The organism is Curtobacterium citreum, from assembly GCF_006715175.1.
Classification (GTDB): domain Bacteria; phylum Actinomycetota; class Actinomycetes; order Actinomycetales; family Microbacteriaceae; genus Curtobacterium; species Curtobacterium citreum.
This window is the reverse complement of the sequence record NZ_VFMQ01000001.1, coordinates 2783616-2807491: the sequence shown is the minus strand read 5'-3', so window position 1 is coordinate 2807491 and position 23876 is coordinate 2783616. Positions and strand designations below refer to the sequence as shown.

The window sequence follows — 23876 nt, the reverse complement described above, 5'->3', positions numbered from 1 at the left end:
CTGCGTGCCACGCGCACGTCACGCGGGTGATCGGTCGCCGGGCACGGCCGGGAGGCACGCCCCGCGTTGTGCGCACCGGAACGGCTCCGCCCCGTGGCCGGTCCCGGCGACGTCGGCACCCCTACCCTGGTGGCGACCCGCTGGACCGAACCGAGGAGGCCCCGTGCCGAAGACCGCCATCGTGACCGACAACGCCCCGAAGCCCGCCGGCCCGTACAGCCAGGGCATCGTCGCGAACGGCTTCCTGTACACCGCGGGCTTCGGCCCGCAGGACCCCGCCACCGGGGCGATGGCCGACGACGTCGCCGGGCAGACCGCGCAGGTGCTGGCGAACGTGGCCGCGGTCCTCGCCGAGCACGGCGCGACCCTGGACGACGTCGTGAAGTCCACCGTGCACCTCGAGCACTCGGACCGGGACTTCCCGGCGTTCAACGAGGAGTACGCGAAGCACTTCTCCGAGCCGTACCCGGTCCGGACCACCGTGCAGTCGCACCTCGCCGGGATCCTCGTCGAGATCGACGTCGTCGCCGTGCTGTCCGACCGCCAGGACTGAGCAGGTCCTCACGCCCGACCCCCGGCGACGGTCCGTTCCCCGCGCTCAGCGCGCGCGACGTAGCCCGACGCCGGGGGTCGCGTGCGTCGTGCGACCGGCGGCGAGCACCGGGACCCCGGCGACGAGGACGTCGTCGATGCCCTCGGCCCGCAGCGTCGGCGCCGCGTAGGTCGCCCTGGACGTGACCCGCTCGGGGTCGGCCACGACGAGGTCCGCGACCGCGCCGGTCCGGACCACGCCGCGGTCGCCGAGCCCGTGCAGCCCGACCGCCGTCGTCGCGAGGTGCCGCTGCGCCTCGTCCCAGGTGAGCAGCCCGGGTCGGGCGAAGTCGCCGAGGTACCGCGCGAACGTGCCGGCCGCGCGGGGGTGCGGGTGGGTGCCGACGTGGATGCCGTCCGACCCGGCCGTGTGCCCCGGGTGGCGGAAGAGCGGCGCGAGCTGCTCGGGCGTGCGCGGCTCCGGGACCCGCATCACCACGCTCACCTGCAGGGCGGACGCGAGCAGCACGTCGAGCGCCAGGTCGACCGGTTCCGTCCCGGTGTCCGCGGCGGCCTGCGCGAGCGTCCGGCCCTGCAGTCCGTGGTGCGCGGCGGACGGCACGTGCGACAGCGTCACCTGGTCCGCCCACCCCGGGCCGAGGTCGGCGCGGCCCGTCACCCGCTCGAGTGCGCCGGCCCGCACGCGCTCGCGGCCGGCGGGGTCGGCGAGGGCGTGGGCGAGGTCGTCGGTGCCGGGACGGGCGAGGGCCGACGGCAGGAGCAGCATCGACAGGATGGTGCAGCCGCGCGAGTACGGGTAGGCGTCGAAGGACAGCGGTACGCCCGCGGCCGCCAGGTCGTCGAGCGCCCCGAGGACCGTCGGCACCGGCCCGTGCAGGTGCGACACGTGCGCCCGGACGCCGGAGGCCCGGACGATCGCGGCGACCTCGTCGAGCCCGACCCGGACGTTCGCCTCGTACCCACCGCGCATGTGGGTCACGTAGAGCCCGTCCACCGCCGCGACCTCGGCGCACAGCGCGGCGAGCTCGTCGGCGTCGGCGGAGACCCCCGGCACGTAGTCGAGCCCGCTCGCGAGCCCGACCGCCCCCTCCGCGAGCCCGACCCGCACGAGCGCCCGCATCCGTGCGGTCTCGTCGGGGGTCGCCGGGCGGTCCTCGTCGCCGATCACCTGGTGCCGGACCGTCCCGGCCGGCACGAGCGTCGCCACGTTCACGGGGGTGGTGCCGTCGTACGTCGACAGGAGCGCCGCCGTCCCGCCGCCGCGGTACCGCGGGTGCGGGCCGTCGATCGCCGCGAAGTACCGGTCCGCCCACGTCCCGTCGCCCGGTGCCGGACCGACGCCGTCCTGGCCCGTGACGATCGTCGTGACGCCCTGGCGCAGCAGGGTCTCCTGGACGTCCTCGTCGAAGACGCGTGAACCGGCGTGGGAGTGCGCGTCGACGAAGCCGGGCAGGATGAAGCGCTCGCCGCAGTCCACCGTGACGGCGTCCGACGGTGGGCGCACCGCCGGCCCGACGGACGCGATCCGGCCGTCCCGGACGAGCACGTCCGCGCGGACCGGGCCGTCCGGACCGACCACGGCGCCACCGCGGAGGAGCACCGGGGACGCGCCCCCGGGTGCCGCGGTCACCGTGTCGTCTCCGCGACGAGCCGGGTCGCGCGCTCCCGCAGCGACGCCAGGTCGCCGGTGACGAGCGCATCGCCGACGAGCGGGGACCCGAGCCCGACGGCGACCGCACCCGCCGCCAGGTAGTCGCGGACGTCGTCGATGCCGATGCCGCCCGTCGGGACGACGTCGACGAAGTCGAGCGGGGCGAGCGCCTGGCGCAGGAACGCCGGGCCGCCGAGCTGCGCCGCGGGGAAGACCTTCACCGCACGGGCGCCGAGCTGCCACGCGCGGACGATCTCGCTCGGCGTCGCGGCGCCCGGGTACCAGCCGAGTCCGAGTGCGTGGGCCCGCTCGCCGATCGCGGGGTCGGTGTGCGGGCTGACCGCGAAGGTCGCGCCGAGGGCGGCCGCCTCGTCGACCTGTCCGGGCTCCATCACGGTGCCGACGCCGACCGCGACGCCGCTGCCGTGGCGCTCGACGGTCCGGGCGATGCCCTCGCGCCAGCCCGGGGTGTTCGTCGTCAGCTCGACCGCGCGGACCCCGGCCTCGACGAGGGTCGTGACGACGGCCTCGACGTGCTCGCCCGTCCCGCCACGGAGGATCGCGACGGCGGGGCCCGCGGCGTGCCGGTGGCGGGGGTGCGGGGCGGTGTCGGTCATGCGGGCTCCTGGTGGTCGCGGCTCGTGGTCTGCGGTGCGGTGCGGTGCGGTGCGGTGCGGTCGTGTGGTGGGGTCGTGCGGTGTCAGCGGTCGACGCGGTCGTGGACGTCGGCGGTGTCCGGCGTGCCCGGGCGGTGCAGTGCGGCGGGGTCGGGTCGGTGCCAGTCGCCCGCGACCGTGCACGCGAGCGCCCCGGCGTCGGCGGCACGGTCCAGCGCGGTCTCCGCCGGCGCCCCGGTCAGCGTCGCGGCGAGCCAGGCGGCGACGAACGCGTCCCCGGCGCCGACCGGGTCGACGACCCGCACGGGTGTGGCCGGGCGCCGCAGGGTCCGTCCGTCGACGACCGCGACGGCCCCGCGCGACCCGGCCTTCACGACCGCGGGGCCCCGCGACACGGCGGCGAGCGCGTGGGCGAGGTCCTCGTCGGTGCCCTCGTCGTCGCCGAGGCCCAGGAGCAGGCGGGCCTCGTCGTCACCGGCGAACAGGACCTCGGCGCGCTCGGCGACCGGACGGTAGACCCCCCGGGCGGTCGACGCGTCGACGAGCTTCGCCCGGTGGTTGACGTCGAACGACACCGGCACCCCGGCGGCGTCGGCGCGGTCGAGGACGGCATGGACGGTCGCCCGCGCGGTGTCGGACAGGGCGAGCGTGATGCCGGTCAGGTGCACCGCGGCCGCGCGTTCGACGAGTCCGGCGGGGACGTCCTCCGGCACGAGGGCCGACGCCGCGGAGTGCCGTCGGTGGTAGGTCACCCGCGTGCGGCCGTCGTGCAGGCGCTCCTTGACCATGAGGCCCGTCGAGCGGTCGGGGTCGACCACGGGGACGACGTCGACCCCGGCTGAGCGGACGTCGCGGAGCACGCGGTCGCCGGCCGGGTCCGCGCCGACCCGACCGACCCACGTCGCGGGGACGCCGGCACGGACGAGTCCGATCGCGACGTTGCTCTCGGCGCCGCCGGTGTCGACCCGGAGGTGTTCGAGCTCGGCGACCTCGCCGGGCTCGGTCCCGCTGAGCAGGAGCATCGTCTCGCCGACGGTCACCACGGCGCCGGTCGGCTCGGTCACCGGACGCCGCCGGAGCTCGCGGTGCGGGCGAGGGCCAGCCCGGCGGAGGACGACCCGAGCGCCACCGACACCTCGAGTGCGGTCCGGACGACGCCCTCGCCGAGCTCCCGGACGGCCGCGGCGGGGAAGCGGGAGGCCAGCCCGGAGATGCTCATCGCCCCGACGACCTGGTTCGCGTGGTCGAGCACGGGCGCGGCGACGCAGCGGATGCCCGGTTCGTTCTCGCGGTCGTCGATGCCGTAGCCGCGCGCGCGGGTCCGCTCGACCTCCTGCCGCCAGCGGTCGTCGTCCGTGATCGTCTGGTCGGTCATCGCGACGGCGGGTACGGCCAGGACCTGGGTCAGGAGCTCGGGCTCGCCGAACGCCACGATCGCCTTGCCCGAGGCCGTGTTCCGCATCGGCAGGCGGTTCCCGATCCGCGACCCCATCCGGACGGTGCCTCGGGTCTCGACCTTGTCGACGTAGACGATGTCGGTGCCGTCCGGGACGACCAGGTGGCAGGTGAGCCCGGTGGCCTCGGCCGTCCGGCGGAGGAACGGTGCCGCGGCGGCGCGGAGGTCGATGCCCTCCAGGTAGCTCTGGCCGAGGAGCAGCGCCCCGAGCCCGAGCGTGAAGCCGGCCTCGGGCGTCCGGCGGAGCAGGTCGGTCTCGAGCATCGGGGCCGTCAGTCGCAGCACGGTCGACTTCGCCGTGCCGAGCTCGGCCGCGAGCTCGGTCAGGGACACCGACGCGGCGCCGCCCCGGGTCCGGTCCGCGACGTGCTCGAGCAGCCGCAGCCCGCGGCGGAGCGACAGCGCGGCGTTCCGGGCCGGCACCTCCGCGGTCATCAGAACCACGTCCCGATCGTCTGCACGACGGTGTCGTCGTCGTCGAGGACCCGCACCTGACGCCACTTGTCGAACACCGTGCACGGGTGCGAGACCCCGAGCACGACGACGTCGCCCGGCGTGAGCCGGGGTGCGTCGTCCGTCAGCGCGAGGTAGCAGTGCTGGTCGTCCAGGCACACCACGGTGACCGCCCCGGGTGGCGGGACGACCTGCGGGTCGTGCGCCGTGCCTCCAGGCCGGATCCCCCGCACGACGGGCAGGCCCTCGTCGAAGGAGACGTCGCGCTTGCCGATCGCGACGAAGGCGCGACCCGGTTCCGGGCACGAGGTGACGCGGCCCCAGACCTCGATCGCCGGGCGGAGGGAGCCCTCTTCGGGGCGACGGCCGAAGGGCGTGCGCTCGGCGTAGAAGCCGTCGTCGTGGGTCAGGTACGCGCCGGAGCGGAGCAGCACGTCGACGTCGGCGGGCCGGTCCGCGAGCGCGTCGACCACGCCGTCGAACCAGGCGCTGCCGCCCATGCTGAGGAGCATCCGGTCAGCGGGGACGAGCGGACGGAGGTCGGCTGCGACGGCGGCGACGCCGGCGACCCAGCGTCGGGCGGTGTCGACGTCGGGCAGGCCGCCCTCGTACCCGGTGACGCCCCGGAGGACCAGGCCCGCGTCGACGGCCGCCTGTGCGACGGTGCGGGCCTCGGCGGGGGAGCGCACGCCGGTGCGGCCACCGGGGAAGCCGACCTCGACCAGGACGTGGACCGTGCCGCCGGTGCGTGCCTGCGCGGCGGAGGCGGCGGTGACGCCGGCGAGCGAGTCGACGTTGCAGAGGACGTCGGCGGGTGCCGGTGCGATCGTTGCCGGGGCGTCGGTGCTCGCGTCCGTTCCGGTGCTCGCGTCGGTGGCCTCGTCGCGGGTGGCGAGCCAGTCGAGGCCCGCCGGGTCGAGCACCTCGTTCGCGACGAGGACCCGCCGCACGCCGTGCGCCCACGCCACCATCGCCTGCTGCACGGAGGCGACCGTGACGCCCCACGCGCCGGCGCGGAGCTGCCGCTCGACCAGGGCGGGGGCCATGTGGGTCTTCATGTGCGGGGCGAGCAGCAGGCCGTGGCGGTCGACGTAGGCCTGCATGACCGTGGTGTTGTGCGCCAGGGCGGAGCCGCGGAGGGTCATGACGGGCAGGTGCGCGTGGTCGAGCACGTGGGGGCGGGCCGGTGCCGCCGGGTCGGGTGCGCCCTTGTCGGTCACGGTGGCGGGGCGGTCGGCGGCGTCCTCGCGCTCCGGTGCGGCCGGGCGGTCGGGGGTGGTGGCCATCGGTCCTCCTGCTGGTCGCGGTGGTCCCACCGTCCACGGGGGAGGTGCGGCCGGGCAACGTCGCCGTCCTCTCCATTGTGCGGTGCAGAACCATCCCGGGTGTGGCGGAAACCGAGCGGGCATAGCATTCGAGGCGACATGACGACGATGACGACGACCCGACGGCGGGGGAGCACGGCGGTGGCGGTGCTCGTCGCCGGCACCTACTTCATGGAGCTCCTGGACGGGACGATCCTCGCGACCGCTGCGCCGGCGATGGGACGGGACCTCGGGGTCGACTCCGCGGCCGTCGGCGTCGCGATCACGGCGTACCTCGTCACCCTCGCGGTGTTCATCCCGGTCAGCGGGTGGCTCACGGACCGGATCGGTTCCCGCACGGTCTTCGCGGGCGCGATCGTGCTCTTCACGGTCGCCTCCGGGCTGTGCGCGATGGCGACGGGACTCGTCGACCTGACGATCTGGCGCATCGTGCAGGGCCTCGGTGGGGCGCTCATGGTGCCGGTCGGCCGCCTGGTGGTCCTGCGGAGCGCCGGGCGGGACCAGCTCGTCCGCGCCATCGCGATCCTGACCTGGCCGGCACTCGCGGCACCGATCGTCGCGCCCTTCGTCGGCGGGGTGCTCGTCGACACCTTGAGCTGGCACTGGATCTTCCTCGTCAACATCCCCCTCGGCGTCGTCGCGTTCGTCGCGGCGCTCGTCCTCGTCCCGCAGGAGCGCGCGCCGGAACGGGTACCGTTCGACTGGTTCGGGTCGCTGCTGGCGTGCCTCGGCCTCGGTGCCCTCGTCGTGATGGCCTCGCTGCTCGCGCTCGACGACATCCCCGTGGTCGCCGTCGTCGTGTCCGGGATCGTCGGCGCGGTGTGCTCTTGGCAGGCCGTCCGGCACTTCCGCAGCGCGCCGCACCCGATCATGGGGCTGGAGTCCTTCCGGCTCGAGACCTTCCGGGTCTCGCACGCAGGCGGCAGCCTGTTCCGCCTGGCCGTCTCGGCGGTGCCGTTCGTCCTGCCGCTGCTGTTCCAGGACGCGTGGGGGTGGAGCGCCGTCCTCGCGGGGTCGGCCGTGCTCTGGGTCTTCGTCGGCAACCTCGGGATCAAGCCCATGACGACGCCGTTCCTGCGGTGGTTCGGGTACCGGCCGGTCATCGTCGTGTCGAGTGCCGTCGCCGCGCTGACGGTCGTCGCGATGGTGTTCATGACCGAGGACACCCCGTTCTGGCTCCTCGCGCTCCTGCTCGTGGTGAGCGGCGCCGCGCGCTCCGTGGGGTTCACCGCCTACAACACGATCGCGTTCGCGGACGTCGAGCAGGCGGACATGACGCCGGCGAACACCCTGTCGTCGACGCTGCAGCAGGTCGCCGCCGGGTTCGGCGTCGCGGTCGCCGCCGTCGCGATCCGGGCGGCGGCCGGTCTCGGCGGGTCCGGGCCGTACCACGTGGCGTTCTGGGTGGTCGCGGCGCTGCTCGCGGTGGCCTGCCTGGAGGGCGTGCTCATGAGCCGGACCGCCGGCGAGACCGTCCGGCCCGTGCGGCGCGCGCGTGCCTGAGCGCGGCGCGACGCGGGGCCGGGCCGCGCCGTCATCCGTTTCCGACACGGTCACACGCGCGAAACCCGGGGTGCGCTACGGTCACAGCAACTGTCCGCGACAGCCGAGTACGGTGACCGCGGCAGGGTGACCGAGACACCCAGGACGGAAGGCAGCATGGCCGGGCCACAGCAGCAGGGATCGATCGCAGCCGACGCGGCTGTGGAGCCGACGGCCCTGCGCGTCGTGAGCTACAACCTGCGCGAGCACACCGCCAACGGCGAGCTCGCCGCCCTCGCAGAGGCGTCCGACGCCGACGTCATCTGCGTCCAGGAGTGCGACAGCAACGACCTCGCGCCTCAGGTCGGTGGGCTCTCGCTCGCGGCCTCCACCAAGGCGAACCGACTCGGTCTGGCGATCTACAAGCGGGACGACCGGTTCGAGGTCGAGGACTTCAGCATCCACTCACTGCAGAAGTCCCTGCACGACCGGGTCCTCGCGCCCGCGCACGAGCGCCTCATCGCGATGCGCCTCCGCGACACCGAGGCAGACACCGAGGTCATCGTCGCCTCGTTCCACGCCTCGCCGCTCACCGCCACGAACTCCCTGCGCCGCAAGCAGATCGAGGCCGCGCACCAGTTCGTCCGCGACCTGTCGGACGAGGCTCCGGCGATCATGGTCGGCGACTTCAACTACCCGTGGTTCCAGACGAACCTGCGCCGGAAGATCGAGGAACACGGCTTCGCGCTGTCGCTGTCCGACCAGCCCACCTACCTGCGCTACCGCAAGTTCACGGGCCACTTCGACTTCGCCACGAGCGTCGGCCTGCACATCGCGGGCGTGGAGACCCTGCCCGCGGGCATCTCCGACCACCGGCCGATCCTGGTCCGGGCGCACTACGAACACCTCGGCGCGACCGGCGCGGTCCCCGTGCCCGAGGCTCCCGCCGCCTGACGGGCAGACCACTCGCACGCGGCGGCGTCGCGCGGCGGAGCGCCGGGGGTGCCTGCATGCGGGCGCCGCGCGTGCAGGACACGCCGCCTGCGGGGCGCAGCGCGTGCACAGAACGTCGCGTGGACCCGCCGAGCGCGACAGATGTGGCCCGCTCGGCGCGCGGCCGCTCGGCTCGGGCATCGACGCGCGAGCGTGCACGACACCCCGCGTGCGGGGCGCCGAGCGTGCACGGAACGTCGGGTGGTCGCGCCGAGCGCGACAGATGTGGCCCGCTCGGCGCGCGGCCCGGCGGTCTGCCGCACCGACGACGGACGGAAGGCACGGTGCCAGCCGGCACCGTGCCTCCCGTCCGTGGGGTGGTCGCGTCGCGTCAGCGACGCAGCGTGGCGCGCGCCAACCGGTTGCCGACCAGCTGCCCGAGCTGGACGATGACCACGATCGCCGCGACGGACACGTACACGATCCACCAGTCGTACCGCTGCGACCCGTACACGATCGCGTACTCGCCGAGACCGCCGCCGCCGATGAGCGCCCCCTGCGCGGTCATGTCGACGATGCCCACGAAGATGAACGTGTACCCGAGGATGAGCGGCCCGATGCCCTCCGGGATGAGCACGGTCAGCAGGATCGACACCGGGTGTGCGCCCGAGGCCCGTGCGGCCTCGACGACACCCGGGTCGACAGCGAGCAGGTTCTGCTCGACGATCCGGGCGACCGCGAACGACGCCGCGAGGGAGATCGCGAAGGTCACCGCGGGGACCCCGATCGTGGTCTGCACGGCGACGCGGGACAGGGGCGCGATCGCCGCGAGGAAGATCACGAACGGGATCGGTCGGACGATGTTCACGACCACGTTGACGATCGTGTGGACCGTCCGGTTGCCGAGCAGGTTGCCCGGACGGGTGGCGTACAGGACGAGTCCGAGTGCCAGGCCGATGACCCCGGCGACGACGAGCGAGACCAGCGTCATCACGAGGGTGTCGCGGATCGCGGCGAAGAACACGTCGGACGTGTCGATCACGCTCTGGAAGCCGTTGCCGTTCACGCTGCCACCTCCTCGTCGACGGTGATGCCCCCGGCGCGGAGTGCACCGACCGCCCGGTCGACTGTCGCCGGGTCCGGCGCCGTCAGTTCGTAGGTCAGGGATCCGATCCGGCGCTCCCGGATCTCACCGACGCCGCCGAACACGAGCTCGGCGCCGACGCCGGCATCGCGCCAGGCGGCGTCGATCCGGTTCTGCAGACCGACCTCGTCGGTGATCCGCACCGTGACGAGCCGTCCGCGGTGGTGCTCGCGGAGCCGGGCGAGCTGCTCGCCGGAGGGCCGGTCGTGCAGCGCGGTCCGGACGAACCGCTGGGCGGCGCCGGTCTGCGGGTCCGCGAACACGTCGTAGACGTCGCCGACCTCGACCACGCGGCCCTGCTCCATGACGGCGACCCGGTCCGCGATCTGGCGGACGGCGTCCATCTCGTGGGTGATCACGATGATCGTCACACCGAGCTCCCGGTTGACGCGGCGCAGGAGTGCGAGCACCTCGGCCGTGGTCTCGGGGTCGAGGGCACTCGTGGCCTCGTCCGCGAGCAGCAGCTCGGGGTTCGAGGCCAGCGCCCGGGCGATGCCGACACGCTGCTTCTGCCCGCCGGAGAGCTGCTCCGGGTAGGCGTGGGCACGCTCGAGCAGCCCGACGAAGTCGAGCAGCTCGGCCACGCGGCGGTCCCGCTCGGCCTTCGCGACACCGGCGACCTTGAGCGGGTACGCGACGTTGCCGGCGATCGTGCGGGACCGGAACAGGTTGAACTGCTGGAAGATCATGCCGATCTTCCGACGCGCCAGACGGCGGTCCCGCTCGGGGATCGCCGTCAGCTCCTGCCCGCCGACCGTGACGCTGCCCGACGAGGGCAGCTCCAGGGCGTTGACGAGCCGGACCAGGGTGGACTTGCCGGCACCGGAGTACCCGATGACGCCGAGGACCTCTCCCCGGTGCACGTCCAGGGAGACATCCTCGACGGCCACCACGGTCTCGCCGGTGTCGGCGCGACGGTAGTGCTTCGAGACGCCGCGGAGTTCGACGAGGACCGGCACTACTGCTTGGCCGCCTTCGCGTCCTGCTCGACCTTCGCGAGCTCGTCCTGCAGCTTCGTGGCGCTCTCGTCGCGGGCGACCGCCTCGGGCAGGTCCTGCTTGAAGGCCTTCTGCACGGCCGAGTCCTGGAAGAGCTTCGCCAGGTCCAGGTAGGTCTTGTTGTCCTTGTCGGCGTCGCGCACGGCGAAGACGTTGACGTACGGGGCGGCGCTCGCGCTCGCGGGGTCGTCCTGGAAGATGATGTCGCTCGTCGGCAGCTTGGCCGCGGTGGCGAAGTTGTTGTTCACGACGGCCGCGGCGACCGAGCCCTGCTGCAGGGCGTTCGCGGTCTGCGAGGCGTCGAGCGGCTGGACGTCGACCTTCGACGACGTGATGTCGGTCGTCGTCGAGAACGCGGAGCCGCCGTCCTTCAGCTCGAGGAGCTTCGCGGACTGCAGGATGAGGAGCGCCCGCGCCTGGTTGATCGAGTCGTTCGGGATCGCGACCTTGGCGTCCTTCGGCAGCTCGCTCGTCTTCGTGTAGTCCGTCGCGTAGAGCGGCAGCGGGTAGACGGCGGTCGAACCGATGGGCTGCAGGTCGTCGTCCGACGTGACGTTGTAGTCCGCCAGGTACTGGATGTGCTGGAACTGGTTGATGTCCAGCTGGCCGTCCTTCAGCGCGGGGTTCGGCAGCGAGTAGTCGGAGAAGTTGGTGAGCTTCACGGTCACGCCGAGCTCGTCCTTCGCCAGCTTCGTGTACGTGCTCCAGTAGCCGAGCGACTTGTCGGCGACACCGATCGTCACGGTCTTCTGCGCGCCGCCGGCGGCGGTGCTGTCCGAACCGCCGGAGCGGACGGCACCGACGATGACGGCGACGACGATCGCGACGACGACCACCGCGGCGGCGATGATCCAGCCGATCGGGCGCTTGCTCCTCGGCTTCTCGGGCAGGACGGGTGCTGCGGACATGGGTGCTCCTCGTGGGCCGTGCTGTGGGGGTCGCGGTGGTCCGCGGTGTGCGTTCGAGTGTGACGGGCGGTCGGGGCGCCGGGCCAATCCCGTTCCGTCGTGTTACATCCCGTGGTTCTCCACAGGACGCCGTCCACGAGCCCGTCGGACGTGCCCGGTTGGTTGACTCGTCCTGTGCGCAGCATCGAACTCGTCCTCACCCCCGACGCCGACCTGGCGGTCCGGGCGGCGTGGGACGCCCTGACCCTCGCCGACCTGCCGAGCCTCGGACGGTCCGGCACGAACGACCCGCACGTCACGGTGGTCGCCGGCGACGGTGTCACCGTCCCGGACACGATCGCGACGCCGCCCGTGCAGCTGCGGCTCGGCGGGGTGCTGCTCTTCCCCGCGGGGCCCGGGCGGTCGGTGCTCGCCCGGGCGGTCGTGGTCGGTCCGGCCCTCGCGGCGTTCCACGCGGCCGTGCACCGAGCCGCGCGGGGCACGGTCGACACCTCGGCACCCGGGGCGTGGTCGCCGCACGTCACCTTCGCGCGTCGGGTCCGGGACGTCGACCTCGGGCCGGCGGTCGCCGCGCTGCGCTCGGCACCACTGCCGGACAGGCTGGGCGTGGCGGGCGTGCGTCACTGGGACGGCGAGACGAAGACCGTCACCCGGCTCGCGTGATCGGGATCGACGGTCGGACGGGAGGCACGGGTCAGGTCCGCAGGACCCGCTCGCCGAGCGCCGACGCGAACTTCCGCTGCGGGTCCGCCGCGGCTACCAGTCGACGGAAGTCGGGCAGCCGCGGCCAGAGGCGCTCGACCGTCTCCGCGTCCAGGGAGCTCATCTTGCCCCAGTGCGGTCGGCCGTCGAACGGGGCGAGGAGCCCCTCGAGGTCGGGGAGCAGGGCCGCGACCGCCTCCGGGTGCTTCTGCCAGGTGAAGGCGATGCAGAGCAGGTCCTCGCCCTGGGTCGGGCTGAGCCAGAACGGGTCGGCGGCCATCGTCCGGAGTTCGCACACGTGCAGGTGTGGCTGGATGCGGGCGGCCATCGTGCGGACGGCGTCCAGCGCGGGCGCCGCGAGCCGCAGCGGCACGAAGTGTTCGCTCTGCACCTCGGAGCCGTGGGACGGGACGGTGTCGATCGGGAAGTGCGGCAGCCGGTCCCACCACGGGCCGACGGATCCGTCCCGGGCGGTGTGGTGGCCGTCCGCGGGGCGACCGGGCAGCCGTGGGGCGCCGACGAGGTCGTCCGGGACCGGGACGTCGCCCGCACCGTCGGGGACGCGCGACTTCAGCAGGACCTCGCCGACCTCGTCACCGAAGACCGTGTAGGCGCACACCGAGTACGCACTCGCGTGGACCGCGGCGACGTTCGCGACGTAGACGTCCCATGGAAGCGGACCGTAGGAGTCCTGGCGCATCCGGTAGGTCCGTTCGACGTCGACCTCGACCCGGGTGACGACGCCGAGGAGACCGAGGTGCAGCACGGCGCCGTCGAAGTCGGGGTCACCACGGCGCAGGGTCCGCCGCGACCCGTCCGGACCGAGCAGCTCGAACGCGCGGACGGCGGTGCTCAGCGAGCCGAGGGCGGTGCCGGAGCCGTGCGTCCCGGTGGCGATGGCACCGCCGAGGGAGATGTGGGGGAGTGACCCGGTGTTGTGCAGGGCGACCCCGGCCCGGTCGAGCTCGGGCGCGACGACGCCGTACCGGGTGCCGGCGCCCATGGTCGCGGTGCCGGCGGCGGTGTCCACGACCAGGTCGGTGGGGACGTCCGACAGGTCGAGCAGCACGCCGGGGGCGTCGGCGACGTCGTTGAAGGAGTGCCGGGTGCCGAGACCGTGGACGCGGGACTCCCGGGCGACGATCTCGGCGGCCTCGTCGATCGAGCGCGGCCGCTCCACCCGCCGGGCCGAGTAGGTGACCGTGCCGGACCAGTTCAGCTCGCGCGCCGTCGACCGCATGCCCTCACGATGCCACGCGGGTGCCCGGCGCGGTAGCGGTGTCCGCGGACCACGACGTCGACGAACCACGTTCCCGACGTCGAACCAGGGATCAGGGCTGGTTCGACGTCGGGAACGTGGTTCGACCCGGGGCGCGGTGCGCGCCGACGGGCCTCAGTGCACGACGGGCGTGGGTGCGCCCTCCGGGGTGTCCGGCCGGCGCACGAGCGCCGAGGTCGCGATCCCGGCGAGCGAGATCACCGCCCCGACGAGGAACGCCGTGGCGACACCGGACGCCGTCGCGGAGCGCACGCCCTCGGCGTCCGCCCCGGCACCGGCCGACGCGGCGCCGATCGTCAGGAGCGTCACGAACAGGGCCGTCCCGGCTGCGCCGGCCAGCTGCTGCGTGGTGCCGAGCACCGCGCTGCCGTGCGAGTACAGGCGCTGCGGCAGCCCGCCGAGCGCCGCGGTGAACAGCGGCGTGAACGTCAGAGCGAGGCCGAGGCTCAGCACGACGTGCGCACCGAGGACGAACCACACGCTCGTGTCCGCGCCGACCGTCGCGAGCGCCCAGAGCACGGCGCTGATGATGATCGAGCCGGGGATCAGCAGCACGCGCGGACCGCGACGGTCGTAGATGCGCCCGACGACGGGGGACAGGAGGCCCATGAGCAGCCCGCCGGGGAGCAGGAGCAGCCCGACCTGCAGGACCTCGAGCCCGAGCACGCGCTCGAGGTAGATCGGCAGCAGGATGAGCGTCCCGAACATCGCCATGAAGCTCAGCCCCATCGCGACGATCGGGATCGTGAAGCCGCGCGTCCGGAAGGTCCGCAGGTCGAGCAGGGCGCTGTCGGTGCGCTGCAGACGGGTCTGCCGCAGGACGAACACCACGAGGGCGACGACCCCGACGACCAGGGCCGCGACGGGGACGAGCGGACCGGTCGACCCCGCCTCGCCGAGGCTGGACAGGCCGAACACGATGCCGCCGAACGCGAAGGCCGACACCACGACGGAGAGCACGTCGAGCGGCGCCTTCCGCGGCGTCGAGACGTTCCGGACCTTCAGGGCGCCGAGGACGAGCGCGACGAGCGCGATCGGCAGGACGAAGCCGAACAGCCAGCGCCACGAGAACGCGTTGAGGATGAGCCCGGAGATCGTCGGTCCGACGGCGGGTGCCACCGAGATGACGATCGAGATGTTGCCCATGATCCGGCCGCGGTGCGCGGGCTCGACGAGGTTCAGGACCGTCGTCATGAGGAGCGGCATCATGATCGCCGTGCCGCTGGCCTGCACGATGCGGCCGACGAGCAGCATCGGGAAGCCCGTCGCGGCGAGGGCGATCAGCGTCCCGGCGGCGAACAGGCTCATCGCCCAGGTGAAGACCGGGCGGGTGTGGAACCGCTGGAGCAGGAAGCCCGTGACCGGGATCACCACGGCCATGGTGAGCAGGAAGCCCGTGGTGAGCCACTGGCCGGTCGCTGCGCTGATGCCGAGGTCGTCCATGAGCCGGGGGAGCGCGACGCCCATGATCGTCTCGTTGAGGATCACCACGAACGCCGATACGAGCAGCAGCCCGATCACGAGTCGGGTCTCGCCGGGGGACGGCTGCACGACGCTCCCGGTGCGGGGTGCGGAATCGACGGCCTGGGTCATGCTGGGCTCCTGACGGGGTCACGGCGTGGGCGGGGCGCCGAGGGCGCAGACGGGGGAACATCCTGAGCGGACGTCCACATTCCCGATCAGTGCAGGACCGATCCCGATCAGTGCAGGATCGCGAACCCGTCCCCGTCGCCGTGCGGCACCACCGTCCGCAACGACACGTCCGTCACCGTGGCCGACGGCGGCCCGGTCCGGATGAACGCCATGAGCGCGTCCACCGCGGCCGACGGCCCCTCCGCCTCGACCTCCACCGTCCCGTCGAACAGGTTCCTGGCGTACCCGACGAGCTCGAGCCCGTCGGCCTTCCGTGCGGTCCAGTACCGGAACCCGACCCCCTGGACCGTGCCCGACACCACGGCGTGCATCCTCGTCACCGTCGTCATGGACCCGAACGTAGGCCGCGATGCGTCCTCCGGCATTTCCGCCGTGTTCCGATCGCGTGAACGGTGATAGTGTCACTACAACCCGAACACTTCGAGTCACCATGACACTATCTCCTGAACCCGCACCCACCGCCATCCGCGTCGCGGTCTCCACCGTGATCGTGGCGCTGCGCCCGCACCCGGACACCGGGGCACCGGCGCTCTGGATGCCGCTCGTGCGCCGTGTCGCCGAGCCGCACGAGGGCTCGTGGGCGCTGCCGGGCGGCTGGGTCGGTCCGGACGAGGGGCTCGAGGACTCCGCCGCCGCCCGCCTCCGCGAGACGACGAACGTGCAGCCGCGGTACCTCGAGCAGCTCTACGCCTTCGGTGACGTCGACCGCTCCCCGAGTCGGGTCGTGTCGATCGTGTACTGGGCCCTCGTGCACCCGGACGAGGCGAGCTCGGTGCCGGACGACTGGAACGTGCGGTGGTTCCTCGCCGACGAGCACCCGCCGCTCGCGTTCGACCACGACCGCATCGTCGAGTACGCCCTCTGGCGCCTGCGCACCAAGGTGTCGTACTCGCGGATCGCCCAGGCGTTCCTCGGCGACCGCTTCACCCTGACCGAGCTCCGCGGTGTGTACGAGGCCGTGCTCGGGCGGGCGCTCGACCCCGCGAACTTCCGACGCCAGGTGGCGCAGGGCGACGCGGTGCTTCCCACCGACGAGACGACGAGCGGCGGGCGGCACCGTCCGGCCAGGCTCTACCGTTCGAACCCCGACCTCGCGTACGCCGACAACGGCCCCCTCACGCCGACGACCGCCGCGACGACCGTCACCGCCGCGACCCACTAGCCACCCCGAACCGAAGGAAGCACCGTGTCCATCGCGACCACCATCGAGCTCATCTCCAACGGCCGGGCCGACGGCAGCACGTGCACGCCCGACCTCGCGGCGCCCACGTGGGACTTCGACGCGCGCCCCGGCTACGGCCCGGGCTCCTCGATGTCCGACGTCATCCCGACGGGTGCTCCGCGGCAGGGGCAGATCCCGGAGGAGTACAAGACCGCCAGCGACGATGAGCTGCACGCCCGCATCGAGCGCGCGAAGGCGACCCTGGGGGACCGCGTCGTGGTGCTCGGGCACTTCTACCAGCGCGACGAGGTCGTCCGGCACGCCGACTTCCTCGGCGACTCGTTCCAGCTCGCGAACGCCGCCCTGACCAAGCCCGACGCCGAGGCGATCGTCTTCTGCGGTGTGCACTTCATGGCGGAGACGGCGGACATCCTGGCGCGGGACGACCAGCGCGTGATCCTGCCGAACCTCGCCGCCGGGTGCTCGATGGCCGACATGGCCGACATCGACAGCGTCGAGCAGGCCTGGGCCGAGCTCGAGCAGGTCTACGGCACGGAACCGGACGCCGACGGCCGCGTCCCGGTCGTCCCCGTGACGTACATGAACTCCGCCGCCGACCTCAAGGCGTTCTGCGGCCGGCACGGCGGCATCGTCTGCACGAGCTCGAACGCGGCGACGGTGCTCGAGTGGGCGTTCGAGCGCGGGCAGCGCGTGCTCTTCTTCCCGGACCAGCACCTCGGGCGCAACACCGCGAAGGCCATGGGCGTCAGCACCGACCGCATGCCGATGTGGAACCCGCGCAAGCCCCTCGGCGGCAACACCGCCCAGGAGCTGCAGGACGCGCAGGTGGTCCTCTGGCACGGGTTCTGCTCGGTGCACCGTCGCTTCACGGTCGACCAGATCGAGCAGGCACGGCGGGACCACCCGGGCGTGCAGGTCATCGTCCACCCGGAGTGCCCGATGGCCGTCGTGGACGCCGCCGACGCCGCCGGCAGCACCGACCTGATCCGCCGGACCGTCGCCGTGGCGACCGAACCGACGACGTTCGCGATCGGCACCGAGATCAACATGGTGAACCGGCTCGCCGCCGAGTTCCCGCAGCACACGATCTTCTGCCTGGACCCCGTCGTGTGCCCCTGCTCGACGATGTACCGCATCCACCCGGGCTACCTCGCGTGGGTCCTCGAGGCGCTCGTCCGCGGTGAGGTCCTGAACGAGATCGTCGTCCCCGCCGACGTCCAGGCCGACGCCCGGGTCGCCCTCGAGCGCATGCTCGCCGCGAAGCCGCGCGGCTGACGGACGGCACCGCACCGTGCACGTCGTCATCGTCGGATCCGGGATCGCCGGACTCACCGCCGCCGTCCGCGCGAGCGCCCGCCACGACGTCACCCTCGTGACGAAGGGTGCGCTGCGCGACGGCGCCACCGCGTACGCCCAGGGCGGCATCGCCGTCGCGCTCGGCGCCGACGACCGTGTCGCCCTGCACGAGCAGGACACCCGGGCCGCGGCCGCCGGCAGCGCCGACGAGCACGCCGTCGCGGTGCTCTGCGCCGACGGCCCCGCCCGGGTCCGCGACCTGCTCGCGCTCGGGGTGCCGTTCGACCGGACCACCGACCCCGCCAGCCTCGACCGGTACGGCGACGACCTCGCCCGCGGGCGCGAGGCCGCCCATGGTCGCTGGCGCGTCCTGCACGCGGACGGCGACGCGACGGGAGCCGCCGTCGAGCGGACCCTGGTCGACGCGCTGCACCGGTGCCACGTCACGATCCTCGAGCGCACCTGCCTGACCGGCCTCGTGCTGCGGGCCGGCGCCGTGGTCGGGGTCGACGTCCTCGACCTGCTCGGCGAGCCCCGCCGGATCGACGCCGACGCCGTCGTGCTCGCCGCCGGCGGGGCCGGGCACCTGTACCGGGAGACCACGAACCCGCTCGTCGCGACGGGCGACGGGGTCGCCGCGGCGTGGCGTGCCGGCGCGGTGGTCGCGGACCTGGAGTTCGTCCAGTTCCACCCGACCCGCCTCGCCGTGCCGGACGGTGGTCTGGTCTCCGAGGCCGTCCGCGGCGAGGGTGCCGTCCTGCGGGACGCGGCCGGTCGCCGCTTCATGACCGCCGTGCACCCGGACGCCGAGCTCGCCCCGCGGGACGTCGTCGCCCGCGGCATCGCGGCCGCGGTCCGCGAGCAGGGTGGTGCGCCCGTCCTCCTCGACGCGACGGGCCTCGACCCCGACCACCTCGTCCGCCGTTTCCCCGGCCTGACCCGCGCGACACGGGCCGCCGGGTTCGACTGGACCCGCGAGGGCGTCCCGGTCGCGCCCGCCGCGCACTACGCGATGGGCGGTGTGGTCACGGACGCCGAGGGGCGCACGAGCCTGCCCGGCCTCCTCGCCGTCGGCGAGACCGCCTGCACAGGGGTGCACGGTGCGAACCGGCTCGCGTCGAACTCCCTGCTCGAGGGACTCGTCTTCGGGGTCCGCGCCGCCGACGCGGTCGCCGTGCCGCGCCCCGCGCACCTCCGGCTCCGCGGCGACGCCGACCTGCCCGTCGTGACCGTCCCGCCCGTGGTGACCGATGGGCACGACGGGACCGACGTGGCGGGCGCACACCGCGCCTCCCGTCCGGTGCACGGTGACCGGCCTGGAGGCGCGACCCACCCCCGCGACGTCACCGACGTCCGCCGGGTGGTCCAGACCGAGATGACCGAGCGGGTCGGGCTGCTGCGCGACGCCGCCGGGCTCGCCGCGGCGCGGCGGACGCTCGACGCCCTGCCGGACCCGGCCCCGACCGGGGTGCGGGCCGCCGAGGACCGCGCGCTGCTCGACCTGGCGCGCATCACGGCCCGCGCCGCCGAGGCGCGGCGCGAGTCCCGCGGCGCGCACGCCCGGACCGACCACCCCGACACCGACCCGACCGCGCCGGCCAGCACCGCGTGGGTCCGGACCCCCGTCACCGTCACCACGCCCGTCCAGCAGGGAGTCCCCGCATGACCACCACCGTCCCCGTCGATCCCGGCACCATCCCGCCGCACGCGCTGCGACGCGTGATCGAGACGGCGCTCGAGGAGGACGCGCCCTGGGGCGACGTGACCAGCGAGGCGCTCATCCCCGCCGACGCGACCGCCACGGCGATCCTGGCGGCGCGCGAGTCCGGCGTGTTCGCCGGCGGGACCGTCTTCGCCGCCGTCATGGTCGCGGTCGACCCGTCCGTCGAGACCGTCCTGCACGTGCGGGACGGTGCTCGGTTCGCGGCCGGTGACGTGCTCGCGACCGTGCACGGGTCGGCACGCTCGGTGCTCCGTGCCGAGCGCGTCGCCCTCAACCTGGCGCAGCGGATGTCCGGCATCGCCACCGTCACCGCCCGGTACGTCGCCGCGGTCGAGGGCACGCGCGCCCGCATCGCCGACACCCGGAAGACCACCCCGGGCCTCCGGGCGCTCGAGCGCTACGCCGTGCGCTGCGGCGGCGGGCACAACCACCGGACCTCGCTGTCCGACGCGGTGCTCGCGAAGGACAACCACCTCGCCGTCCTCGCGGCACGCGGGGTGCCGATCGGCGACGCGATCACCGCGGCCCGCGAGCGGCTCGGGCACACCGTGCACGTCGAGGTCGAGGTGGACCGGCTCGACCAGGTGGAGCCCGTCGTCGCCGCCGGCGTGGACACGATCATGCTCGACAACTTCACCCCGGAGCAGCTCGTCGCCGGCGTCGCGGCCGTGGCCGGGCGCGCGGTGGTCGAGGCCTCCGGCGGGGTGTCGCTCGAGACCGTCGCGGCGATCGCGGCGACCGGGGTCGACGTCGTGTCGGTCGGGGCGCTGACGCACTCGGCGAGGGCGCTCGACCTGGGCCTCGACATCGCGGTGTCCGACGGCGCCGTCGGTGTTCCGTCGCCGTCCGTGTCGCCCGCCGCCCCGGGTCGCGGCTGACGTGTTCTACCTGGACCGCGCCGCGACGACCCCGGTCCGCCGCGAGGTGCTCGAGGCGATGTGGCCCTACCTGACCGGGGTGTTCGGCAACCCGTCCTCCACGCACGGCGTCGGGGACGCGGCGGCGCGCGGGCTCGCCGACGCCCGGGCGACGGTGGCGCGGGTGCTCGGCTGCCGTCCGGGCGAGGTCGTCTTCACCACGGGCGGCACCGAGGGCGCGAACACCGCGGTCAAGGGCATCGCCCTCGCCGCACCCCGCGGTCGGCACGTCGTCACGAGCGCGATCGAGCACGAGGCGGTGCTCGAGAGCTGCCGGTACCTCGAGCGGTACCACGGCTTCACGGTCACGCTCGTGCCGGTGGACGCGGACGGGGTCGTCACGGTCGAGGCGCTCACCGCGGCCCTCCGGCCGGACACCACGCTCGTCTCGATCGCGCACGCCGACAACGAGATCGGGACGGTGCAGGACGTGCCGGCGCTCGCCGCGGCCGCACACGCCGTCGGAGCGCGGTTCCACACCGACGCCGTGCAGAGCGCGCCGTGGCTGGCGGTCGGGCTCGACGTGCTCGGCGTGGACGCGCTCTCGCTCTCTGGTCACAAGCTCGGCGCACCGAAGGGCACCGGCGTCCTCGTGCTCCGCGCCGGGGTCCCGCTCGAGCCGCTCCTGCACGGCGGTGGGCAGGAACGCGGACGACGGTCCGGCACCGAGGACGTCGCCGGAGCGGTGGCGGTGGCGACCGCGCTCGCCCTCGCGGCGGGGGAGCGGGCGGACGCGGCGGCGATGGCGGCGGTGACCCGGGACGCCGTGCTCGACGGGGTGACCGCGGCGGTCCCCGGCGCGGTCGTCACGGGATCGCGGCGCTCGCGCCTGCCGGGGCACGCGTCGTTCTGCTTCCCGGGGGAGCCCGTCAACGGGGAGACCGTGCTGCTCGAGCTCGAGCAGCACGACGTGGTGTCCTCGTCGGGCAGCGCCTGCGCGGCCGGCAGCACCGAGGCCTCGCACGTCCTCACCGCGACCGGGCTGTCCGAGGACGTCGCGAGGACCGCGCTCCGCCTGACCTTCGACGCGTCCCTGACCGAGGACGATGCGGCCGCGGTGGTCCGGGCGGTGGCCGATGCGGTGTCGACCGTGCGGCGACTCGGAGTGAACTAGACGTTCTACTCCATGAATGGGGTGATGTCCCCCCTTCTGCGGACCGGCGTGGTCCGCCACGATGGGGGCATGGCCAACGCGATCACGACCCGCCTCCGGCAGGAGGACCGCTTCCGAGTGGTCCAGCTCCTCCCGGCTCCGGCCACCGTCGTCGCGCTCGCCATCGCCGCGCAGCACGACCTCGGGACCGCACCGCTCGGCGTGATCGCGTCCGTCGGTGCGCTCGCGACCCTCGGCAGCGCGCTGCTCCCGATGGTCCGCCCCGCGGCGGTCCGACGGTCGATGCCCGTCCCGCGGGAGGCCGACCGGTACGCCGCGGCCACGCTCACGGCGCTGACGCCGGCCGTCACCACCCCTGACCAGGGGGATGCCGAACAGCACTGAACCACCCGAACCCCGGACGCAGGACCCCTGACCGCGTCCGGAGCAGGGCACGACGTCCCCCTGTCGTCGGACCCTGCAGCGCCGCCCCCGCCGTGGACGCGGCGCCGGACCCTGACCGGCGCCGCACCCCCTGTCAGTCCGCGGACGGGGGCGGCGTCGTCCCCGGCCAGACGTACTCCAGGTCGTCCGGCACGTCGGGGAACAGCGGGCGGTAGTGCTCCGGAGCCTTCTGCACGAGCTTCGACCGGTGCGACTCGTGCACCGCGGGGTCGTGGTTCCAGGCGGGCACCGGGAAGTCGCCGCGCTCGTACGCCGCCAGGTCCTCCGGCACACGGGCGAGGTCGACGAGCGTCTTGCCCAGGCACGTGTCGGCGTGCCCACGCTCGAGCCACACCCGGCACGTCGCGTCCTGGTACGCCATCAGTGCCGGCCGGTACCCGCGCCACATCGCGACGACGGGGTGGTGCTGCCAGCCGTAGTCCGGCAGCGTCAGGGCGCGCATGACCTGCAGCGTCTCGACCCGCTGCTTCCCGAGTCGCTTGTCGTCGAGCACCTCGGCGGAGGCCCGGAAGTCGGCGTAGGGCAGGAACGTCTGCATCCCCGCGACGGTACGCGCGGGTGCTGGAGCGCGACACAAGTCGTCACACCCGGGCGGGCGCGGAGCGGGCGTGTGAGCATCGACCGCATGAGCGGAGAACTCGTCGTCGGCGTCAGTGGCAGCCCCTCCGACCCGTCCCGGACGTCCACCCTGGTGGCCGCCACGGTCGCACGGCTCGGGGAGGAGATCGAGGACGCCCGGACCGAGACGGTGGAGATCGGGCCCCTGCTCGCCGACCTCGGCGCAGCGTCCTCACGCGAGGCGATGTCGGACCGGACACGTCGGGCGCTCGAGACGGTCGAGGCCGCGGACGTGCTCGTGGTCGGCAGCCCGGCGTTCCGCGCGGCGTACTCCGGGGCCTTCAAGCTCTTCTTCGACTGGGTCGGGCAGTACGACCTCGTCGACACCCCGGTGCTGCTCACGGCCACCGGCGGCAGTGACCGGCACGCGCTCCTCGTCGAGCACCAGATGCGGCCGTTGTTCGGCTTCTTCCAGTCCACGACCCTGCCGCTCGGCGTGTTCGGCAACGAGCGCGACTTCACCAAGCGCGAGGGCGGCTACGACATCAGCAGCGTCGACCTCGAGCTCCGCATCGACCAGGCCGTCCGGCGGGCGCTGCCGATCATCCGCGGCGGCTTCGCCACGGCGGGCCTGGCCGACGTCCGCCGCCCCGCCGACTTCTAGACACGCAGCGCGCGGCGCGACCGCGCCGACCTGCCCGGCTCGGCTTCGGCGAGGTGCCGCAACTCGCCGCTGACGCGGCGTCGAGGTGTCACAGAATCCCGGAACGTCCGTCGAGATGCCGAGATCTCGGCACCTCGGGGAAGCAGGCTGTGCGCGTCACGCGGCGCGCGGGCGGACGGGAGGCGCGTGGCGGGCCCGCCACGAGCCTCCTGTCCGGTGCGGCTCAGCCGAGCAGGGTCGCGACGTGCGCGACCGCGAGGCGGTAGCCGTCGGCGCCCGCGCCGGCGATCACGGCCGTCGCCGCGGTGGCCACGTGGTCGACGTGCCGGAAGGGTTCGCGCTTCCACGTGTTCGACAGGTGCACCTCGACGACGGGGACGTCGAGCGCCTCGACCGCGTCGTGCAGTGCGACGGAGGTGTGCGCGTAGGCGGCGGGGTTGATCACGACGCCGGCGAAGTCGTCGAGTGCCTCGTGCAGCCACTCGACCAGCTCGCCCTCACGGTTGGTCTGACGGAAGTCCGCCTCGAGCTCGTGCACGGCCGCCTCGGTGTGCACGATCGCCTCGATCTCTGCGAGTGTCACGGTGCCGTACTGCGTCGCGTCCCGTCGCCCGAGGATGTCCAGGTTCGGCCCGTTCAGGACGAGGATCCGCCGCGGGCGTGTCGTGGTGTCGGTGGCCGGCTCGCTCATGGGGGAGAGCATACCGAGCGGGACGCACGGCGACACGGCCACGCATGCGCTGGCTGTGTGAACGGTCACATCGCGGTGTAACGTCTCCGTCCGTGTCGGCGCAGTTGCCGACTGCAACACATGGATGTGGAGA

The 23876-nt window shown here is 73.9% G+C and carries 24 protein-coding genes; 11 read left to right on the top strand and 13 right to left on the bottom strand.

All coding sequences use genetic code 11. The features are described 5' to 3' along the window. Positions 1 to 163 precede the first annotated feature (163 nt). Complete coding sequence (locus tag FB462_RS13260) at positions 164 to 553, top strand: RidA family protein (RefSeq protein ID WP_141862358.1); 390 nt, start codon at positions 164 to 166, stop codon at positions 551 to 553. A gap of 45 nt (positions 554 to 598) precedes the next feature. Here the strand turns inward: FB462_RS13260 and FB462_RS13255 are convergent, their stop codons facing one another. The 5 genes from FB462_RS13255 to FB462_RS13235 all read right to left on the bottom strand — a co-directional run bounded on the left by FB462_RS13255 (position 599) and on the right by FB462_RS13235 (position 6015). Next, positions 599 to 2182: an N-acyl-D-amino-acid deacylase family protein gene (locus FB462_RS13255; RefSeq protein ID WP_141862356.1), complete on the bottom strand. Its 1584-nt coding sequence runs from the start codon at positions 2180 to 2182 to the stop codon at positions 599 to 601. Next, positions 2179 to 2820 carry a bifunctional 4-hydroxy-2-oxoglutarate aldolase/2-dehydro-3-deoxy-phosphogluconate aldolase gene (locus FB462_RS13250; protein ID WP_141862354.1) on the bottom strand — a complete coding sequence of 214 codons (642 nt, stop codon included), beginning with the start codon at positions 2818 to 2820 and terminating at the stop codon, positions 2179 to 2181. Before FB462_RS13250 ends, FB462_RS13255 begins: the two co-directional genes overlap by 4 nt. Positions 2821 to 2903: 83 nt before the next feature. Then, on the bottom strand, positions 2904 to 3884 hold the full coding sequence (locus FB462_RS13245; protein ID WP_141862352.1) for a sugar kinase: 981 nt from the start codon (positions 3882 to 3884) through the stop codon (positions 2904 to 2906). After that, the gene (locus FB462_RS13240; protein WP_058741400.1) at positions 3881 to 4711 is read right to left on the bottom strand and encodes an IclR family transcriptional regulator; all 831 of its coding nucleotides are present in this window, start codon (positions 4709 to 4711) and stop codon (positions 3881 to 3883) included. Before FB462_RS13240 ends, FB462_RS13245 begins: the two co-directional genes overlap by 4 nt. Then, positions 4711 to 6015, bottom strand: a complete 1305-nt coding sequence (locus FB462_RS13235; protein ID WP_167510112.1) for an alanine racemase — start codon at positions 6013 to 6015, stop codon at positions 4711 to 4713. Before FB462_RS13235 ends, FB462_RS13240 begins: the two co-directional genes overlap by 1 nt. Before the next feature lie 138 nt (positions 6016 to 6153). Here FB462_RS13235 and FB462_RS13230 point away from each other — a divergent pair, with 138 nt between their 5' ends. Both FB462_RS13230 and FB462_RS13225 read left to right on the top strand, forming a co-directional pair. After that, positions 6154 to 7557, top strand: coding sequence for an MFS transporter (locus FB462_RS13230; RefSeq protein ID WP_208738913.1), 1404 nt, complete (start codon positions 6154 to 6156; stop codon positions 7555 to 7557). Positions 7558 to 7713: 156 nt separating this feature from the next. Beyond that, positions 7714 to 8490 carry an endonuclease/exonuclease/phosphatase family protein gene (locus tag FB462_RS13225; RefSeq protein WP_141862349.1) on the top strand — a complete coding sequence of 259 codons (777 nt, stop codon included), beginning with the start codon at positions 7714 to 7716 and terminating at the stop codon, positions 8488 to 8490. A 370-nt stretch (positions 8491 to 8860) separates the two neighbouring features. Here FB462_RS13225 and FB462_RS13220 read toward each other — a convergent pair whose 3' ends face one another. The 3 genes from FB462_RS13220 to FB462_RS13210 are packed head-to-tail and all read right to left on the bottom strand — an operon-like array spanning position 8861 to position 11519. Next, the gene (locus FB462_RS13220; RefSeq protein WP_058741398.1) at positions 8861 to 9535 is read right to left on the bottom strand and encodes a methionine ABC transporter permease; all 675 of its coding nucleotides are present in this window, start codon (positions 9533 to 9535) and stop codon (positions 8861 to 8863) included. Then, entirely contained in the window at positions 9532 to 10572 is a 1041-nt protein-coding gene (locus tag FB462_RS13215) for a methionine ABC transporter ATP-binding protein (protein ID WP_141862347.1), read from the bottom strand. Before FB462_RS13215 ends, FB462_RS13220 begins: the two co-directional genes overlap by 4 nt. Beyond that, positions 10572 to 11519, bottom strand: a complete 948-nt coding sequence (locus FB462_RS13210) for a MetQ/NlpA family ABC transporter substrate-binding protein (protein ID WP_141862345.1) — start codon at positions 11517 to 11519, stop codon at positions 10572 to 10574. The genes FB462_RS13215 and FB462_RS13210 overlap by 1 nt, the downstream gene beginning before the upstream one ends. A 174-nt stretch (positions 11520 to 11693) precedes the next feature. On the opposite strand from FB462_RS13210, the gene FB462_RS13205 reads away from it, so the two are divergent. Continuing rightward, entirely contained in the window at positions 11694 to 12182 is a 489-nt protein-coding gene (locus FB462_RS13205; protein WP_167510111.1) for a 2'-5' RNA ligase family protein, read from the top strand. A gap of 31 nt (positions 12183 to 12213) precedes the next feature. Here FB462_RS13205 and FB462_RS13200 read toward each other — a convergent pair whose 3' ends face one another. The 3 genes from FB462_RS13200 to FB462_RS13190 form a co-directional block, all read right to left on the bottom strand. Further along, complete coding sequence (locus FB462_RS13200; protein ID WP_141862341.1) at positions 12214 to 13461, bottom strand: FAD-binding protein; 1248 nt, start codon at positions 13459 to 13461, stop codon at positions 12214 to 12216. A 153-nt stretch (positions 13462 to 13614) separates the two neighbouring features. Further along, a complete protein-coding gene (locus FB462_RS13195) occupies positions 13615 to 15093 on the bottom strand; it encodes an MDR family MFS transporter (RefSeq protein ID WP_141862339.1) in 1479 nt (492 codons plus the stop codon). 107 nt (positions 15094 to 15200) lie between these two features. Next, positions 15201 to 15482, bottom strand: a complete 282-nt coding sequence (locus FB462_RS13190) for an acylphosphatase (RefSeq protein WP_058741392.1) — start codon at positions 15480 to 15482, stop codon at positions 15201 to 15203. Positions 15483 to 15583: 101 nt separating this feature from the next. On the opposite strand from FB462_RS13190, the gene FB462_RS13185 reads away from it, so the two are divergent. The 6 genes from FB462_RS13185 to FB462_RS13160 all read left to right on the top strand — a co-directional run bounded on the left by FB462_RS13185 (position 15584) and on the right by FB462_RS13160 (position 21770). Further along, positions 15584 to 16315 carry an NUDIX hydrolase gene (locus tag FB462_RS13185; RefSeq protein ID WP_114849758.1) on the top strand — a complete coding sequence of 244 codons (732 nt, stop codon included), beginning with the start codon at positions 15584 to 15586 and terminating at the stop codon, positions 16313 to 16315. A gap of 24 nt (positions 16316 to 16339) precedes the next feature. After that, positions 16340 to 17611 (top strand): quinolinate synthase NadA, encoded by a 1272-nt coding sequence (gene nadA / locus FB462_RS13180; RefSeq protein WP_141862337.1) that lies wholly within the window; start codon positions 16340 to 16342, stop codon positions 17609 to 17611. A 16-nt stretch (positions 17612 to 17627) separates the two neighbouring features. Then, the gene (locus FB462_RS13175) at positions 17628 to 19298 is read left to right on the top strand and encodes an L-aspartate oxidase (RefSeq protein ID WP_141862335.1); all 1671 of its coding nucleotides are present in this window, start codon (positions 17628 to 17630) and stop codon (positions 19296 to 19298) included. Next, a complete protein-coding gene (nadC, locus tag FB462_RS13170; protein ID WP_141862333.1) occupies positions 19295 to 20233 on the top strand; it encodes a carboxylating nicotinate-nucleotide diphosphorylase in 939 nt (312 codons plus the stop codon). The genes FB462_RS13175 and nadC overlap by 4 nt, the downstream gene beginning before the upstream one ends. Before the next feature lies 1 nt (position 20234). Then, entirely contained in the window at positions 20235 to 21386 is a 1152-nt protein-coding gene (locus tag FB462_RS13165; protein WP_141862331.1) for a cysteine desulfurase family protein, read from the top strand. A 69-nt stretch (positions 21387 to 21455) separates the two neighbouring features. After that, positions 21456 to 21770: a hypothetical protein gene (locus FB462_RS13160; protein ID WP_114849754.1), complete on the top strand. Its 315-nt coding sequence runs from the start codon at positions 21456 to 21458 to the stop codon at positions 21768 to 21770. A 133-nt stretch (positions 21771 to 21903) separates the two neighbouring features. On the opposite strand, the gene FB462_RS13155 is transcribed toward FB462_RS13160, so the two are convergent. After that, complete coding sequence (locus FB462_RS13155) at positions 21904 to 22368, bottom strand: MSMEG_6728 family protein (protein ID WP_058741387.1); 465 nt, start codon at positions 22366 to 22368, stop codon at positions 21904 to 21906. Between the two features lie 87 nt (positions 22369 to 22455). Here FB462_RS13155 and FB462_RS13150 point away from each other — a divergent pair, with 87 nt between their 5' ends. After that, positions 22456 to 23052 (top strand): NAD(P)H-dependent oxidoreductase, encoded by a 597-nt coding sequence (locus tag FB462_RS13150; protein WP_114849880.1) that lies wholly within the window; start codon positions 22456 to 22458, stop codon positions 23050 to 23052. A 223-nt stretch (positions 23053 to 23275) separates the two neighbouring features. Here the strand turns inward: FB462_RS13150 and aroQ are convergent, their stop codons facing one another. Further along, on the bottom strand, positions 23276 to 23743 hold the full coding sequence (gene aroQ, locus FB462_RS13145) for a type II 3-dehydroquinate dehydratase (RefSeq protein WP_141862329.1): 468 nt from the start codon (positions 23741 to 23743) through the stop codon (positions 23276 to 23278). Between the last annotated feature and the right edge of the window lie 133 nt (positions 23744 to 23876).